5 protein-coding genes are annotated in these 19,763 nt (G+C 38.4%); 2 read left to right on the forward strand and 3 right to left on the reverse strand.

The window, feature by feature from the left end; all coding sequences use genetic code 11:
* Positions 1-151 precede the first annotated feature (151 nt).
* Together T323_RS26680 and T323_RS0113175 are read right to left on the reverse strand one after the other, a co-directional pair.
* Positions 152-14,296, reverse strand: coding sequence for a type I polyketide synthase (locus tag T323_RS26680; protein ID WP_035178644.1), 14,145 nt, complete (start codon positions 14,294-14,296; stop codon positions 152-154).
* Positions 14,297-14,316: 20 nt separating this feature from the next.
* Complete coding sequence (locus T323_RS0113175; protein ID WP_026673712.1) at positions 14,317-15,036, reverse strand: thioesterase II family protein; 720 nt, start codon at positions 15,034-15,036, stop codon at positions 14,317-14,319.
* Positions 15,037-15,535: 499 nt separating this feature from the next.
* Here T323_RS0113175 and T323_RS0113185 point away from each other — a divergent pair, with 499 nt between their 5' ends.
* On the forward strand, positions 15,536-16,162 hold the full coding sequence (locus T323_RS0113185) for a TetR/AcrR family transcriptional regulator (protein ID WP_026673714.1): 627 nt from the start codon (positions 15,536-15,538) through the stop codon (positions 16,160-16,162).
* A gap of 52 nt (positions 16,163-16,214) precedes the next feature.
* Complete coding sequence (locus T323_RS26685) at positions 16,215-19,295, forward strand: efflux RND transporter permease subunit (RefSeq protein WP_051556522.1); 3,081 nt, start codon at positions 16,215-16,217, stop codon at positions 19,293-19,295.
* A gap of 216 nt (positions 19,296-19,511) precedes the next feature.
* On the opposite strand, the gene T323_RS0113195 is transcribed toward T323_RS26685, so the two are convergent.
* Positions 19,512-19,751 carry a hypothetical protein gene (locus T323_RS0113195; protein WP_026673715.1) on the reverse strand — a complete coding sequence of 80 codons (240 nt, stop codon included), beginning with the start codon at positions 19,749-19,751 and terminating at the stop codon, positions 19,512-19,514.
* Positions 19,752-19,763: the final 12 nt, after the last annotated feature.

Raw genomic sequence — 19,763 nt, forward strand, 5'->3', positions numbered from 1 at the left:
TTTATCGTACTATGATCATTTCGAATATGATAGAGGTCGTTAGAACGACGAAATGCAAAGTCTAATTGCGCCCTTATATCTAAGGCACTGAAAAGGTGAGATTGTCCTTTTCAGTGCCTTTGTGAAACAAATGGCTTTAGTTATTTTGCGGTTAGAAAAATTCCTTTTGCATCCCGTACTCTATCATTTTAACTAAGTGTTCTTCATTCGGTTCATTCCAACTTAATTGTAACGCTTCAAGAATTTTTGTTGTTTTTTCACTTTCGAGAACAAAATGACTATTATCTGCCGCCTCAAGAAAATGGGAATGAACAAGGAAATCTTGAATAAATGTAGCTTTGTCCTCATCATCGTAATGTTCATATAAGTAGTCGAGAAAATCATCAAATGACATTGTTTCCATCTTTGTTCCTAGTTTTTCTGCGACACTGAGAAATGGCGTAAAGCTAATTTTCTTTGGATTGTGAAGATGGAATACTTCATTCGCTAATGCTTCTTTTGTTAGTAAAGCGACAATAAATTGACTCACTTGGTCGACAAACGTAAAATCAATAAATTTCAACTCTAATTGAGGCACTAGCTTTAATTTCCATAATCCGCGAATCATTAAATACACAGCATTTTTTGTTATGTTTTCTTGGAATACTCCTGTTCTTGAGTCAAACACGATATCCCCGATTCGGTAAATATTCGTCGTAACCCCTCGTTCTCTCGCTGCCAGTAGCAGTTGTTCAGCCTCTAGCTTTGTTTCTACATAGTAATTGTCGATTTTTTGTCCTACATGAACATCATATTCCGTAAATAAGACATTTTCTTTTCCTTCAACATAACCTGCCGCTAGCCCTTTTGTAGACATATGATGGATATCTTTCGGTTTTCCTGCTCCAGCAAATTCAAGTAATCTTGTAACGGCGGTAATGTTTATTGTTTCAAATTGTTGATAATCCCCATAGTGGTCGACTTTTCCTGTCGCATTCACAATGCAATCGACAGTTTCGCATAATCTTTCATACTCCAGAGAGTCGAGCCCAAAGTGAGGTTCTGTTACTTGACCAGCGATTATGACTATTCGATCTTCATATGCTTGATATTGCTCCTCACTAAAATATGTTGTGAATTGCTCATATAATCGTTGCTTTGCATGTGCTTTGTCTTTGGCACGAATCATTGTATAAATCGTTGCGTTTGTTTTCGTCAATAATTCATGCAATAAATAAATGCCTAAATAACCGGTACTCCCTGTTAGTAAAAGATGTTCATACTGTTTTGTTTTCGTCAAATCATATGATGTATACCGTTGATTTCGTTCGCGATACAATGCTAAATCCGCTTTTATGTCCGCTTCGATATTATGACTGTCCATATACTTTTTGAATTGGAGCTTTGTTTTCTCGAACGTATCCTTTAACTCTTCCCGTTCTCCAGAGAGCGCTTGTGCTAATTTTGAAATCGTTGGGTAGTTGTAAATATCTGTAATATCCACTTTAAAATGTTTTTTCATCGCTGTCGCTAACGAAAGCGCATATAAGGAATCTCCCCCAAGTTCAGTAAAGTCATCATTGATTCCAATTTTGTCCATACTAAACGTCGATTGCCAAATGTCCGCTAGTAGTTTTTCTACATCGGTTTTCGGTTCCACATATTCTGTTGACAATTCCGGACGCGCGTATGTTGTTGTGTTAGATGGAAGGTTTTCTAATCGACCGAAATCCTTTACTGCTTGTTGTTGCTCATCTAAATCTTTCACCGAAACGATGACACGTGGCTCTTTCGCTTCTACGATGTCCACAAAAGCTCGTGCCCCTTCTTCTGGCTTTAGTCCTTCTGTTAGCATTTCCGCTAAATTCGCTGACATCGTTTTCGATGCATCTGCAGCCATCCCTATGTCTTCCCAGTTATCCCAATTGACACTAAAGACATGTCGTGACGAGTGAGCTTTTTCGGTTTCAACATAATGGTCGATAAAGGCGTTTGCGGCAACATAATCCACTTGACCGAGTTCTCCTGTGATGGAAGCTAATGAAGAACAAATAAAGAAGAAGTCTAACTCTTTCTCTTTACATAATTCGTCTAGGACAAGTGTACCTTCCACTTTTGGCTGTAAAACGCGATTTGCCTCTGTCACTGTTTTTGTTCTGATCATGCCTTGTCCTGGGACACCGGCTGTATGAATGATCCCATTTATCGGACCAAACGTTTCTTCTGCTGCTTCAAGTGCTGCTTTCATTTCAAGAGAGCTTGTCACATCGGCCTTTACGATGAGAACTTGGCCGCCATTGTTTTGTATTTCTTGTATCGCTTTAATTTTCTCACTTGTTCGGTCTCCTTGATTGGCTTGTAACCAAGACTCCCATTTCTCTTGTTCCAAAAAGGATGAACGTCCTGTTAAGATGAGTTTTGCTCGATATTTCTTCGCCAGCTGCTTTGCAATTGTAAGTCCAATACCGCCTAATCCTCCGGTAATGAAGTACACTCCTTCTTCTTTAATGACGTCAGTTGCACTAGCTTCCCGTTTTGGCATAGTAAATCGCTCATAGTTCTCGATGAAGCGGTAGTTCCCGCGATACGCGACAACCTCGTCTTGTTCCTCTGATACCACTTCATCATATAGTGCTGCGACAACAACACTTTGGTCAGGTGAACTTTGTACTGACAAATCAATGCTACGACAACGGACATGAGGAAATTCTTGTGGAATCACTTTTGCTGGTCCTCGTACTACTCCTTTAAGATGGTGACTATGTTCAAATCCTGTTATCGTATGCATTTCATTGGAGATGACGAATAAATCTACTTGATTATCAGCACTCAGCTGCTCAAGAGCTTGCATCGTGTAAATGAAGCTATAAAAATATGCATCTAACCCGTGTTCATACGAATGATGGTCGTCTATCGCCCATAAATGTAGTATTTTGTGTGGGACACCGTTTCGTTTTAAAATTTGTTCCATCGCCTGTTGATAATGTTCTAGATTAGCTGGATTTATAAAATAGTGGCCGTTTTCCTCGTTATACTCATGTTCTGTTCTTTGCAGTACCGCTACACTATCACCTTCTTGCTGTAGGCGAGTAGCCAATTGTTCTCCTATCCCTTCCGCATCAGCAAAAATCAGCCAATTTGCCGTTTCTCTTTCTTGCTGACGAACTGGTCGTTTATTTCTCATACTCCAATATGGACGATAAAACCATTTTTCATAGTTTTGTTTTGTCGTTATTTCCTGAGAAATGTCGTCGATTGATTGCGTTTGATTTAAGCCAATATTCGTTAACGGATAGTATTGCCCTTTAAACGGATAGGTTGGTAATGGAATTTTTGACACGTTTTTATTTTCGTTAAATGCGTGCCAATCTAGTTCTACCCCGGCACGCCATAACATACCGATTTTTTCGTATAAAAAGGAATTGTCCGTTACTCGTTCTTTTGGATGTCTAATTACATTCGAAATCACATGCTCTTCTGTTTTTTGAGGATGTCTCATCATAAATGATTGTAATGTTTTCCCAGGTCCTACTTCGATAAAGACCGCTTCTTTTTGTTTGAGCAGTTCACTTGCACCTTGATAAAACTTTACCGTATGGCGCAAATGTTTTGACCAGTAGCTAGGATCAAAAATATCTTCGACAGTTATCCACGTTCCTGTTAAGTTAGACACATACGGAATTTCTGGTGGATGAAACGTCACCTGTTTTACTTTTTCCTCAAACGCAGGAAGCATAGTATCCATCATCGCCGAATGGAAAGCATGAGACGTCTGTAAACGAATCGCTGTCATATCAAGTTGTTCGAGTTTATTTTCAAATAGAACGATTGCTTGCTCATAACCTGATACAACACAATGTTTTGCTCCATTCACTGCCGCAATTGAAATTCCTTCGATTGACTCTAGTAATGGGAGAACTTCTTCTTCGGCAAGTGGAACACTGACCATTACACCTTGTTCCATTTCTTGCATCAGCTTTGCTCTTTCGACTACTAATGCTAACGCTTCTTGTAATGAGAACACACCCGCTATCGTCGCTGCGACATATTCACCTAGGCTATGTCCGATCATAGCCGTTGGTCGAATGCCCCATTTCATCAGGAGCTTCGCTAATGCATATTCAATGACAAACAGTGCAACTTGAGTAACATATGTTTGTTTTAATCGATGTTTTGCTTCTGCTGTTTCCTCATAAGGAAACAGGATATCTTTTAACGAGAAAGTGGCTAGCTTATCGACAATCGCAAAACATTTTTTCATTTGTTCTTTAAAATATGGCTCGTTTTCATATAATTGTAGCCCCATATTGACATATTGAGCTCCTTGTCCTGGAAACATAAAGACGATCTGGCTTACACTTTCTTTTTGATAGCCGACTGCGTTTGTGAGTTTCCCATCAATGATAGTCGTTAATTTTTCGCAAATCTCTTCAGGCGTTGAACCGACGACACTTACCCGCTGGCGGAAATGTTTTCGTCCTGTTTGCAGCGAATAAGCGATATCGCTTAGTCTCACCTCTTCGGCGTCTTGTAAATACGACTTTATGTTTTCACACATTTTCAATAATGAAGACTTTGATTTTGACGATAAAACAATGAGCTGTTCCGTTTCTTTTTCAAAAGCTCGTTTTTGCTTTGTTTGAATTTGAACCGGTGCCTCTTCAACAATAACATGGGCATTTGTTCCACCAAATCCAAATGAGCTTACTCCTGCTCGCAGTGGCAATGATTCCCCGTTCCGCTTTGGATGAGGTAGACGTTTCCACTCTACTAATTTTGTATTGACATAAAACGGACTATGTTCAAAGTCAATGTTTGGGTTCGGCTTTGTAAAATGAAGACTTGCTGGAATTTGCTTATGCTGTAAAGCAAGCACTGTTTTAATTAAACCGGCGACACCCGCTGCCGCATCAACATGACCGATATTGGACTTTACAGAACCAATCGCACAATAATGTCGTTTTTTTGTTTGAAAGGCTTGTGTTAACGCTTGGATTTCAATCGGATCTCCTATTTCTGTTCCTGTTCCATGAGCTTCTACATATGTCACTGTTTCTGGGTCGATATCGGCTAGCTCGTACGCTTGTTGAATCACTTCTTTTTGCCCTTCAATACTCGGGGCTGTATAGCCTACTTTTCGGATACCATCATTATTGACAGCTGACCCTTTTATGACCGCATGAATATAATCGCCATCCGCTATCGCTTCGTCGAGATGTTTTAACACAACGATGCCGATCCCATCTCCAAACACAGTCCCGCTTGCTTTTTCATCAAATGGTCGACACTTACCATCTTTTGATAACATTAATCCTTCTTGGTATTCATAGCCTGTTTTGTTTGGAAGCATGATGGACACACCACCTGCTAACGCAATATCACACTCTCCGTTTAAAATCGATTGGCATGCTAGGTTTAACGCAGTCAATGACGTGGAGCAAGCGGTTTGCACGGTGTAGCTTGGCCCTAATAAATTCAGCTTATAGGAAATACGTGTACTCATATAATCTTTATCATTAAGTGATACTCGTTCTAATTTTTCACTAATGCTGTTCGTTGTTTTAAAAATATGGGAAATCCACTCGTAGTTTGATGCACTTCCTCCAAACACACCAATTAATCCTTCATACTGTTCAGTTGCATACCCCGCGCTTTCTAAAGCCTTCCATGCATATTCATGAAACAAGCGGATTTGTGGGTCCATTCGCTTTGCATCATGTGGAGAGTAATCAAAAAAGTGCGAATCAAAATATTCAATATCCTCTAACACGCCTTTTGCCTTTACATAATGAGGTTTAGAAATGATTTCTTTCGTTAAACCCGCTTCAAGGAGCTCTTCTTCACTAAAAAAGGAAATCGTTTCACGAGCTTCTTTTAGTACGTTCCAAAATTGTTCAAGTGTATTCGCACCTGGAAACTTCCCTTCCATCCCGATAATGGCAATGTCTCGAGTTTTGACAGTGGCATTGGCATCTTTCACTCGCTCGATTCGCCGTTTGCTCAGTTCATTTTTTTGTTCCCCTTCTGATTCACCAGCTAAATGACGGGCAAGCTTTGCTACTGACGGGTAATGGAAGACATCCATAATGTTCATCTCAAATTCCGTTTTTAATTTTTCTACGATTTTTAATGCGGTTAATGAACGCATGCCAAGTTCAAAGAAATTGGCGTGGACATGGACAGAAGACACCCCTAACTCCTTCGCTAACGTCGACGCGAGCTTTTGTTCAATTTCTTTGATTTTCGGGTTGTTTTCTCGACTTGATGTCTCTTCGCTAGCTTGCTCCTTCAGATTTTCGCCGACCTCCAATGAAAGCGTGTTGGCTTTTTCACGGAAGCGTTGAATTTCTGCTTGTTTTTCTTTTAGAATCGCACCTACAGCAACAGCGTCATCTGCCATTACTTGTTCAATCATATCCTGATAATACTCAAGCCATGTTTTCATCGTTTCTTCTTTAAATAATTGATTACTATAATACAGATTAATCGATAACATATCGTTCTCTTCAATGACTTCAAATGTTAAATCAAAAAGTGAAACATCTAACTCGACATGATAAGGCGTAAACTGAAGCTCATCAAGCTTGACGACACGGTCATTGCCATTTTCATAAATAAACATCACATCAAATAACGGATTCCGATTAAGCGGTGTTTGATACTTCACATTTTCGATTAAATCTTCATATAAATAGTCCAAATTTGCAAACGCCTGTGAGCATGTTTTTTTCACTCGCGTTACGACATTTGAAAACGAGTCTTCCTCATGTACTTCATTCTGAAGGACGATCGTGTTTGTGCACATTCCAACCATCGTTTCAAATTGTTCTTGCCCTCTAACAACAACCGGTGTTCCGACCGCAATTTTTGTTTGACCCGTAAGCTTTGTTAACAGTACGTTAAACAAGCTTACTAACACCATATAAAGCGATGTACCATTTTCCCGAGCTAGCTTTTTCAGTTGTTGCAACTGCTCAGATGATAGTTGATCTCGTATCGTCTTTCCTGTTATTTCTTTAATCGGTGGACGCGGAAAGTCAGTAGGCAGCACGAGCTCCGTCACACCATCTTTCCATTGTTCAAGCCAAAACTGTTGTTGTTTTTCATAGGCTTTCGATGTGAGATAAACTTGATGCCAATTCACATAGTCGCGGTATTGTATTTTCACTTCTGGCAGACGTTCTCCTTTATACAAGCTCATAAATTCTTGTGCCACGATATTGGCAGAATACCCATCTGCGATAATATGATGGAAATCCATAAAGAATAAATGACTCTCTTCCTCTAGCTTCGCGATTCCAAGCTTAATCAGTGGCGCTTTTGCTAAGTCAAACGGCTCCATAAATTGTGTAATGAGCCGTTCAACACTCATCGTTGTACCATCCTTATAATCAATTGAGAAGTCTACATGACTAGCAATTGACTGAACAATTTCCCCATCTTTCACAGTGAAGCTCGTCCTAAACACATCATGGCGTTGAATGATGGCTTGAAAACATTGTTCGACTTTTTCTAAATCTAAGTTGCCTGTTACAATCATCGCCATTGGCAAATGTGTCGCTCGTTCATTTTCACCCATTTGGTTAATGATATATGTTCGCTTTTGTGCATCAGACACAGGGAAATAGTTAGTCGTTTCCGCTTTATTTGTTATGTTAAAATACCCATTGTTTCGTTTTTTTTTAGCAGGGATTTGTTGTTTATCTCTAAATTCAAAGCCGCCTGCTCGTAGTTCAACGACAGCATCATGAATGCAACGTAAGAAATAGTCCGCATCCTCAATTGTGTGTTCAGTTGAGAAGAAGCAAATTCGTTTCTCCCATGTGTAGATTCCTTTTTCCATTAACATATAGAAAAACAGATCCATTTCCGCTGGCATCATTGTAATATTAAATTTTCCATATGTTTCAAACTTAAACTGTGAAGCAAAATGGCGAACTCGAAGTGGCACAGCTTCCTGCTCAAAAAAGTCATTAACCGCTTGTACAAAATAGCGTGTAAGCTCGGTTACTCTATCTTGAACAGCAGGACCGTTATCCTTCATATATTGAAGAACTGCCCTTGATGCTGCTAAACTTAACGGGTGCTTACAAAATGTTCCTGCAAAAAATGTCATTTCTTTTTCAGGGTAAGAATCATCGCCATACTCCCAATAGCCCCCGTCAACGGTATCAACAAACTCCGCCTTCCCGGCTAATATCCCGATCGGTAATCCACCACCAACAATTTTTCCATATGTAGCAAGGTCAGCGACAATCCCAAAATGGGCTTGGGCTCCCCCTACATGGCAACGGAATCCTGTGATCATTTCATCAAAAATTAACAATGCTCCGATTTGAGTTGTAAGGTGACGAATTTCGTGTAAAAACTCTTTCGGTTGTAATCCCGGATTTCTACTTTGAACAGGTTCAACCATGACGGCCGCAATTTCAGCATGACGTTCTTTAATGACTTGGATAGCTTCCTCTGTTCCATAATCTAACACGATGACATCTTCAACCATTCCTGGCATTGTTCCCGGTGAAATCGGGAATGACTGATTTTGGTCCATTTCCGCTAACACACTATCAAAATTACCGTGATATGACCCTCGGAATATAACGACTTTTTTCCGTTTCGTTACTGTACGTGAAATTCGCATCGCTGCCATTACTGCCTCTGACCCAGTATTACAAAACGCAACTCGTTCTGCCCCTGTCAATTGTGTCACTAGTGTGGCCACTTCTCCTGCTAAATCGGTTTGTGGACCTGTCTCATATCCTTCTGCTAATTGATCTTGAATCGCATCAATAACAAATTGTGGCCGATGACCAAAATAATGCACTCCATACCCAATCGCCATATCTAAATATTCATTTCCATCAACATCCCAAAACCTTGCTCCTTGAGAGCGTTCAGAGACAATCGGATAAATTAAATCTTTATAGCTCATTCGGAAGTTTAAAGAAGCAATCCAATCTGAAAGCACTCTTCGGTTTGCTTGTGCATACTGTTTTGAACCTTTTGTTTTCATATTGTATTTAGAAATAAATTGCTCAATAAACGCTTTTTGTTCGTTCGTGAAAATATCACGGTCTAACTTCATGGCGCGAAAATTAATTTTAGGCACTTCTTTTTTTAGTGGCTTTTGCTCTTCTTGTGCTAGTGGCATCGCTGCTTGTGTGACATTCTCTTGTTTAGTTTCAACAAGCGGTGTATATGGATTTGTTTTTACAGGCGTTTGAATCATCTTTATCGTTTCAAGTTGTTGATTGGCTAGTTTGTTCATGCTCGTTTCCATCCACTTTAACTGACTTTCAAATACCGACTCTAAACTTGTTGCTACAGGAGATAACTGCGTCTGTGTTTCGATCATTTGTTCGATAGACTTCTCGCTGTTGAAATGCACAGGTGCTTCTGTTCGAAATTGTTGTTCGTTAGGTGTCTCAACAACTTCATAAGCTGTTGCTACTTCTCTTTCCGCTCTCGCTTTCATTTCTTCGACATTCGCCGCCGCTATCGTTGCTTCACTAGCAATATAGTTAGAAATTTTTTCAACGGTATCCATATCATCCATTAATCGATTAATCGGTAAATCGATATCATATTTTTTATCCACGAGCTTTTTAATTTGCACTAGCATTAATGAGTCTAGTCCAAATGAAAATAAATTGGCTGTATGGTCAATTTCTGCTACATCTAAATCTGACACTTCATGAATCATTTCTTTTATCTCTTTGATATAAGCTTCCATTTTTCCACTCTCCTTTAAAGTTCCTTCATACGCCTGTTCTATTTCTGAAGCAATCGTTTGTCGATTGTTTACCTTTCGTTTTAACCAATAACGTTTTTTATTTAAAGGATACAACGGTAACGAGACGAGATGACCTGTGTAATATTGATTGAAAGAATGCCAATTGATTTGAACGCCATGTTCATATAATGAACAAATCATTTGTTCCCAGCTATTTGCCTCCATTAATGGCAACGTAAGCATAAAGCTTTCTTTTTCCATTTCTTTATTGTAAGGTGTTCTTTCTTGTAAAGCTGATTGTGTTAACCAATCGTTTACTTGACTCCATTCCGGTTCAGAGATAACTCGTCCCCTTTTAAAGTTGTAAATTGGGATTATAGGTTGTTTTAGTTCTAGTTTAATAAGTTTCTCTACTAGACTTTCTAGGGAGAGATTGATCCCTTCTGTTTTTAGCTGTTCTTGTAAAACGACATACGATATGTTCTTTTTCCTTAAAGTGACAACAAGAGGGACGAGAGTAGCCACTTGTCCAGTTACTTGTTCGGTATTACCCATTTCGTGCTTTCGCTCTATTTCTTTCTCGTTTATCCCTATTGTTTTTATAAGAGAGTCAACTGTTGTACTTGATGCCTTTACTTCAACGGTGACTTGTTGTGTTTGGTTCAAAGCGAAAAGAAGAACTAACGCATCATGTAATGTGAGCGTTTCTGCCATATAACCCGCTACGAGAATACCAATACCGTTCCCGCTCACATAATGGGGGGTTATGTGTAATGAACGTAATAGATTCGCAAATGCATATTCTGATTTGAATAAAGCTAATTGCTCAGCTAGCTTATTATCATAATACTCACCTTTTGTTCCTGAGCATTCTCTTACTAGCTTTTCAATGAGTTGTTGGCACTCTGCTACTGATTCGCGAAAAGAGTCATATCTTTCGTATAATCGGGAATAGCATTCTGTTTCTGCTTTCCGTTCACTAGAAAACAAGACGAAGATGTCTTTTTGGGTTTGATGTTCACTCATTTTGTTTTGCCACTCTTGTAAAGAAGCTAGCATTTGTTGCTTCGTACTAGCTGCAATCGCTACTCTGTGTGCAAGATGATCTCTTCTTTCTGTTGTGCTATAGCAAATATCTTCAAGTCGCTCATCGGTCGTTTCTAAAAAAGAGCAATATTGAGCGACCATTTGAGTGAGCGTGTCCTGTTTTTGTGCGGATAGTGTCATAATCTTCGGTTCTTCATTGTTTTTTTCAAATGTAGCTGGATAGCGACTTGCTTCTTCCACAATGATATGGGCATTTGTTCCACTTAAACCAAATGAACTAACTCCTGCTCTTTTCGGTTTATTCCCTTCTTCCATATGAACGTTTTCTGAAGCAACCGCAAAAGGAATCGTATCCCATTGAATAAATCGATTCGGTGTTTGAAAATGAAGATTTCCAGGAATTTCCTTTGTATGGACGACAAGCGCTGATTTTATTAATCCGGCAATTCCCGCTGCACTTTCTAAATGACCAATATTTGATTTCACAGAGCCGATTTGAATCGGTTTTTCTTTTGAGCGATTTGCAAAAACAGCACTAAGCGCATTCACTTCTTGCGGGTCACCCAGCTTTGTTCCTGTTCCGTGCAATTCAATATAGTCGATATCGTCTTCAAAAAGCTTAGCTTGCCTTAACGCATCTTGTACTAAGCGTTGCTGAGCTACCCCATTTGGTACAGTTAACCCGCTGCTTTTTCCGTCATGGTTAATTGCACTCCCAACAATAGTCGCATAAATCCGATCGCCATCTCGAACAGCATCTTCATACCGTTTTAGAACAACGATGCCACACCCTTCACTTCGGACATAGCCATTCGCTGCATCATCAAATGTTTTGCAACGTCCATCTGGTGCAAGAGCTTGTAATCTTGTTAAACCAACATGTCCTTTTGGAGAGAAAATTAAATTCACGCCACCAGCAAGGGCACTGTCACATTCGTTTAGCTTTAACGCATTCATTGCTTGATGAACGGAAACAAGCGAAGATGAACAAGCTGTATCGACCGCCACCGCGGGTCCTTCAAATCCAAATGTATGCGAAATTCGTCCGGCTGCAGCACTATGCATATTCCCCGTCAACGTATAGCCTTCAATATGTTCAACCTCTTGACCGACTGAGTGGACTTGGTCAAGATAATCACTGTTTGAAATCCCGACAAATACTCCGGTTTGACTGCCTTCGAGTTTTTCCAGCGGTAAGCCCGCATCTTGCAGTGCTTCAAAAGATACTTCTAGAAGCAAACGATGTTGTGGGTCAATTTGTTTTGCTTCAATAGGTGTTATTCCGAAAAATTGTGGGTCAAATAAATCAACATGTTTTAAAAAGCCACCATATTTCGTATTTATCGTTCCCTCGGTTTGTCCCAACTCATCGTAATAGTCGTTAATATTCCACCGTTCTAGCGGTATTTCCTCAATGGCATCATAGCCTTGAAGTAATTTTTCAAAAAATTGCTTTGGTGTATTCATTCCGCCTGGGAAACGACAACCAATACCAACAATTGCAATTTTTTCTGTTAGATTTTCCTGCTTTCGTTGGACATGTTCGGACTGCTGAATTCCTGCGTAGTTTTCTAGATTTAACCTATTATTAATATAATTCGTCATTTTCGATAAAGTAGGATAATCAAACACAAGAGTAACAGGCAAATCAATCGCAAATGCTTCTTCTAATTCCCGTTGCAGTTCAGGAACTTTAATGGAGTCTACGCCCATTTCTAGCAAACTTCGATTAGTATCAGTCACAACAAAACCGAGTATTCCTGCTAGCTTTTGTTGCAAAATCGTCATAATCGTTTCTTTTGACATCTCTGGGACTGACTGCTTTTTATATAATTGTTGTTGCTCTTGTTCTATGACGGAAATGCTTTCTTCATATTCTCCTGAACTATATGCTTTTGCTAACTTAAAACGTTGGAGTTTGCCGCTCGATGTTTTCGGTATTTGTTTGACAGGAATAACATAATCAATCATTACTCCTGTTTTCGAAACGATATGCTCTTTTAGCTTATTGGATAAGTCGATAAATGTGTTCATATCATTCTTTTTCTCAACAACACAAAAGATCACTTCATCGCGCCCGAGTGTTTCACTAAAAACACCAACCGCACAAACTTTACCAATCTCAATCGGTTCAACTTGTTCTGCTAATCTTTCTAAATCATGAGCATAGAAGTTTTGTCCATTCACAAAAATAATATCTTTTGCTCTTCCTGTTACGACTAACTTGCCTTCGCGAACAAATCCTAAGTCCCCTGTATGGAGCCAACAATCTTCAGAAATGCACGCTTTTGTTGCTTCTTCATTTTGGTAATATCCTTTTGTGACATTTTTCCCTTTAATTTCAATATGACCAACCGTATTTTCAGCTACTTCTTTTTTTGCATCATCCACAATTCTGACACTGACATGTCGTAACGGTTTGCCCAATTCAACAAAAGTAGCGCTATTATCATGAGCAGGATCAATGTAGTGAACTTGTTCATTTATGATCAGTTGGTTACGGTCTACATGAACTGCAGATAAGGGTTCTCCAACAGAAGGAAACGTAACAGCTAAACTTGCTTCTGCTAACCCATATACCGTAAACATCGTTTGCTGCCTAAGTCCAAACGGTTGTAATTCCGTTAAAAACTCATCACATATTTCTTTTGAAATCGGTTCTGCTCCATTTACAATCAAACGTACACTTGATAAATCTAAATTTTGCGGACGTTTTTTATAAAACCGTTTCAAATAATAGCTGTAACCAAAGTTTGGTGAAGAAATCATCGTCACTTGATGTTTACTTACACTTGAGAGCCATAAAAGCGGCTGACGAATAAATAAAGTTGTCGGCATAATATAGTTTTGAATGCCCAATGTCATTGGTGTTAAATGATTGCCGATTAATCCCATATCATGTGTTAACGGCATCCAGCTTAATATCGAGTCTTGTTCGGTAATTTGGGCACCTTCGATAATGTCATAAATATTAGTAAGGAGATTTTCATGTGTAAGGATGACCCCTTTTGGATCACCTGTAGAACCTGAAGAAAATTGAATAAAAGCGATGTCATCTGGATTCGTTGAGGTATCTTGGAGCGTTATTTCTACATTCGATTTTTTTTGTTTACCTTCAAAAAGTGCTTCTGTGAAAACGACATAATCTACAGCTATTTTTTGTTGCAATTGTAATTTTTCAAATCGTTCTTCACTTATTGCTATATATGGGCGTTGGAGTGTATCCCAAATTTTTTCAAGTTTTTCTTGGTTTGTCTTTGTATTTCCTGGTGTAACAGGAACAGCGATAATCTTTCCTACTATACAAGCCCAAAATAAAGTGATAAACAATTGCGGATCTTTTTCATCAATTTGAAAAATAAGTTCATCTCCTTGTTTAAGTCCTTGCTTGTGAAGATAATCTAGAACTTTGATCGCATCATCGTATAATTGAGCATATGACACAAATACTTCCTCAGTAGAATGATGAATATATGTAATTCCTCTAACCGTATCGTCCTTTCGGTTGTTCACGACTTCTACTAAATTCGTATACATTCCGCTCCTCCTTTATCTGATTACATCAGTACATGTGGTGTGCGTTTTTTTAACGTATCGTTTATCGTGTCAATGACTTGTTTCATTTGTTCGCGTATAAAAAAGTGTCCTCCATTAAAGTGATATATTCGACATGATTCTGTTGTGAGTGACTCCCATGCCAATAAATCAGCTAAATCAAGGTCATCATCAATCCCATTTAAAACGGATATCGGACACATTACCTTTTCAACCGTAGTCGGTTCATATTGTTCAATGAGTTGTAAGTCAGCGCGTAATATTCGCAAATAGCCAGACATAAATTCCTCTGAATCTAAGAAAGCATCGGGAATCCCACCATAAGGCCGAATATGCTCAATGAGTTGTTTGTCGTCCAAACCATCGGTGTAGAACCGCTCTTTTTTCACATGTGGAGCTTCTTTCCCTGAAAAAAACACATGTTCTGGCAGCTTGATGTTTTCGTTTTGAATTTTTTTTACTAGCTCATACACAATCCAACTCCCCATACTATGTCCAAATAGTGCATATTCTGAATGGACAATTTGAGGTGAAATTTGCGCGAACAAATCATCAACCGCCGTTTGTAAACTCGGATACAATTGTTCCTGATTACGAACACCTCGACCGGACAACTCCACAGGAATTAGATCAATTGATGGTATTACTTCCTTCCGCCACGGGTTATAAGCTAAACTACTTCCACCAGCAAAAGGAAAACAAAATAGTTTTGTCTTTTCCATTTAGCGACTCTCCTTTTCCACAGACTCTCCATACTTTTAAATTAACATTTCATGCAAATGATGAATAAAGATGATGGCACACAAAAAAAAACAAATCATTTATTTTTCTATTTTGATTTGTTTTTTCATTTTTTTACTAAAAATAACTTATAACATAAAAGCGCTAAAGAAAAGCCTATTTAAAGATATATACAATAAAATAACATTTCCTTTACATCTGAAAAAACATTTACATTTTGCACTTAAAACTATTGGATGATGAACAATTTACTAGTCGTCATTATAAACCGAATTGCATAAACTAACATTTTTTTCTAAAAAGAAGGAATAAAGTACCTATCCTTTTTTTGAGTACTCATTTATAGTAAGTGAGCATGCTCGTAAATGAGCTAGTTCACTTACTTTATCTAAATAAAGAATTAAAGGGGTTGATTTGATTTTTATATCCTTTCATCCGCTATAAAATTAATCATAAATAAGTCAAAACGAGGTGAAACCATTGACATTAAGGGAACGAAAAAAGAAAGAAACTCGCCATTCCATTTTATCCGCATCAAAGAACGTCTTTCTGACAAAAGGCTATGCACAAACGACCATTGATGAAATTGCTGAAAAAGCCAATGTCGGAGTTGGCACGGTGTACAATTACTTTCAGTCTAAAGCGGATATATTTATCACAATCATGTCGGATGAACTAGTGTTAGATGAAACTGACATTCCTATGTCTTTAGTAGGTCATTTAAAACCAAATTCTGTTATAGATTGTGTACTCACTCTTGTCTCTCGTTATTTACAAGTCATTAAGCTTGTCCAAAAAGAAGTGTGGCAGGAACTTCTCGGTGCAGCAACTAGTAATCCTAAATCAGAGAAAACATTATTAGATGGCATGTTTCAAATGGATGATCGATTTATCGATAAGACAGAAGCGATGTTTCAGCAATTAAAAAAAGAACAGCTACTCCACCATTCTTTTGCTGAAAAAGAGGCGGCTTATGCTGTTTACAGTGTTGTCTTAACTCAGTTTATTTTTTACATTTATCGCTCTGAATGTACGACTGAAGAGCTTTATGAACGAATTAAATCACAAATCTATTTTATTTTTGATGGGAAATATACAGAAATTTAGTAAGGTGTTCTCTAAATCATTTCTATTTAACTATTTTGAGGAGTGAATTTCATTGCTAAAAAGCATGATTACCCGAGCGATTGCGTATAAAAAAATTACATTGCTAACGATTCTCGTCTTAACATTGTTTGGCGTATACAGTTACTATACTTCTCCTAAGCAAGAGGCACCCAAAATCGAAGCTCCGATCGCTATGGTTACAGCGATTTATCCTGGCGCTTCACCAGAGGATATGGAAAAACAAGTCACGAGTAAAATTGAAGAAAAAATGACCGAAATGGAAGACTATCAATATTCAAGGTCTGTTTCAAGTGCTGGGATTGCAACTGTTACATTGGAGTTGAACTATGGTGTTGATATCGATAAAGTATGGAATGACTTACGAAATGATATGAATGAAGTAGAGCGGTCCTTCCCAGAAGGAGCAGAAATCTATCAAATTAATACAGAAACATCAAGAACTGCTGGGATTATCCTCAGTTTCTCTGGCGAGCAAGAGTCCCATGAAGACCTTGTCCGTTATGCGGAGGATTTAAAAGCACATCTTGACTATTTCCCAGGTGTAGCGAAAATTGACATTCATGGTGACCGTCCTAATGAAGTACAAATTAAGCCTAATCTTGAAAAATTAAACGATCACCAGCTAACATTAACTGATTTAGCCACCCTCATCCAAGCACAAAACATCGAACTTCCACTTGGGACCCTTACTTCTAATGATGAGTCCGTCTTAAGTGTTACTGCCGGAAGTGCCTATGACTCAATAGACGATATCAAAAATACGGTTATCGAATATTCGCTCGATTCTGAAGATGTTACCCTCCTCCGTGACATAGCTGAAGTCACATTTACCGAACAACAAATCGACCATAAAATTAAACATGATAATAAAGATGCCGTTCTTTTTGCACTGTATTTTAGTGAAAATGGCAATATTGTCAGCCTTGGCAAACAAATCGAAGAAGAGATGAACCAATTTATTTCTGAGCTCCCTTCAACCGTTGAGACGAACAATGTGCTATTACAGCACGAAGATGTGGAGAGCTCCATTACTAATTTCATTCGAAACTTATTAATCGGAATGGGACTCGTCATCTTACTTGCTACGCTAAGTCTAGGGATTCGAAACTCCATCATCATTTCTACAACGATTCCGGTTGTTGTGTTACTTACGATATTAGCGATGAATCTACTTGGCATTCCGTTTCACCAAGTTTCAATCGTTGCACTCATTATGGCGCTTGGTATGTTCGTTGACAATGCGATTGTCGTTACGAATGCGATTCAAGCTCAATTAGAAAACAAAGTTGAACGTTTAAAAGCGTGTGTCGATGGAACAAGGGAAGTGGCCGTTCCTGTCTTCACTTCAACATTAACAACCGTTGTTGCTTTTATTCCATTAGCGATGATTAATAGTATCGTCGGCGAATATATTTACAGCATTCCGATTATTATTATCGTTTCATTATTACTCTCTTATATTATCGCTGTTACCTTAACACCAACATTGTCGTATATTTTTTTAAGCGAAGCGAAAAAGCAAGAAAAGCAATCTTTAGGAAGAAAAGTGTTAGATTTTTTATTGAATATAACAATGCATTACAAAAAATCAACAGTGCTTGTGTTACTATTCTTATTAGGTGGGACTGTGTTTCTATCCACAAATTTAGGATTACAGTTTTTCCCAAAAGCTGACAAAAATCTCGTCTATATTGACCTCCAGTCTAATGAATACGGTGATATCGAGAAAACGGAGGAGTTCTCTGAAGAAGTCACACAGCTTTTGTTAGAACAACCAGAAGTTCTTTCCTACACATTATCGGTCGGTGACGGATTACCGAAGTTTTGGGATACGATGTGGCCAAGTGTTAAATCATTGGATTATGCTCAAGTTTTAGTCACGCTTAATTTAGAAAATAGTGACCGATTTAAAGGTAACGGAGAATTCACTGATTATGTGCAAGATTTATTTGATGAGCGACTTACAAAAGGAACCGCAACCATTAAAGAACTAGAGCAAGGGGACCCAGTTGGTGCTCCGATTACGATTCGAGTTTCAGGCGATGACCTTTCTGAAATAGCCAGGGTAAGTCAAGTGATTGAAGATGAACTGCTCACAATTGAAGGTACGATTAATGTTGATTCAACTCAAGTCGATCCGATTGAACAATTCGATATTGATGTCGACTTAAACAAAGCCGGAGAAAAAGGAATCACAAATTTTGATATTCAAAATGAAATTGGCTTAGCTCTAGGCGGGCGTGTCATTACGACGTTTACTGAATCGGATCAATTAACTCGTAGTGATTACAACGTGACAATGGATGCAAATGTGAATACGGTAAAAGACCTCGAACAGCTACAGCTCCGGACATTTACTGGTGAAAAAGTTGAATTACAAGAAGTGGCAGCCGTTCAAATGGTTGAAACAATGCCTGAAATTAACAAGTATAATCAAGATCTTTACGTGACAGTTTCTAGTGATGTCCGCTCAGGTTATAGCTCGGTAAACATTCAAACTGAATTGCAAGACGCGATTAAAGACCTCGATTTAGGAGACGTCGTCGTGACGTATGCAGGAGAACAAGAAAGCATGAACGATAATTTTAGTGACGTGCTCGCTATGGGAGTGTTTGCGATTCTTGCGATATTCCTTGTATTAGTCATCCAGTTCAACTCTTTCTTACAGCCGTTTATTATTTTACTTGTGATTCCAATGGCGAGTATTGGTGCGATTACAGGTTTATATATTGCAAAAGAGCCATTATCGTTTACTGGGCTTTTAGGAATCGTCAGCTTATTTGGAATAGTCGTTAACAATGCGATCGTCTTAATTGATGCGATTAACAAAGAACGCCTTCAAGGAGCAACCGTTCCAACCGCATGCAAAGAAGCAGCCCAAAAGCGATTACGTCCGATTATGCTAAGTACAACAACAACTGTTATCGGGTTAATCCCATTAGCTTTACTCGGCAGTGATCTGTTTTCTCCAATGGCTATCGGAATTATTGGAGGGTTACTTGTTTCGATGTTTTTAACATTGCTTCTCATTCCAATGTTTTATAGCTTAGTAGTGAGAGATAAGGCGGTTGCGACTTCTACTCACGATAGGAATGAGACGGAACAATTTTAGTTTTTGGAGTGGAGATCAATAATTGCTGACCGTATTTTTCTCTTAACATGGTTAGATGTGAAGGGGAAACAGTAAAACACAAATCAAATCACAGGAAAAGGTAAGAAGAACTTGTTCTTCTTACCTTTTTCATATTTGCTAGTTTTGCTAATACACTGACTTAGTTTCAAAATTTAATGCATTCACCTGTAAATTCCCCACCATTATTCCGCTAAGTTAGGTTTTAAACAGAAAACGCATACTTCCCAAAAAGAATCCTACTAACACTAATCCTAAACCAATATAAAATCCAAACATCCCATGCGAGTCAATGTAATAAAACACAAAGCCAGTCAACACCAAAAGGATTGAAAAAGCAATCATTTCTGTTTCAGATTTCTTATCATTATAAATAAGAAATAAGAAAAAACTAATAACCAGTGAAAATACTAATAAAATCATGATAAATATTCCCATTTGATTACCGGA

This window comes from Alkalihalobacillus bogoriensis ATCC BAA-922, assembly GCF_000621445.1.
In the GTDB taxonomy this organism is placed as follows: Bacteria; Bacillota; Bacilli; order Bacillales; family Bacillaceae_F; genus Bacillus_AO; species Bacillus_AO bogoriense.

Coding starts and splice junctions, on each gene's coding strand:
- T323_RS26680 (WP_035178644.1), bottom strand. CDS start 14,296: ATGTATACGAATTTAGTAGAAGTCGTGAACAACCGAAAGGACGATACG.
- T323_RS0113175 (WP_026673712.1), bottom strand. CDS start 15,036: ATGGAAAAGACAAAACTATTTTGTTTTCCTTTTGCTGGTGGAAGTAGT.
- T323_RS0113195 (WP_026673715.1), bottom strand. CDS start 19,751: ATGGGAATATTTATCATGATTTTATTAGTATTTTCACTGGTTATTAGT.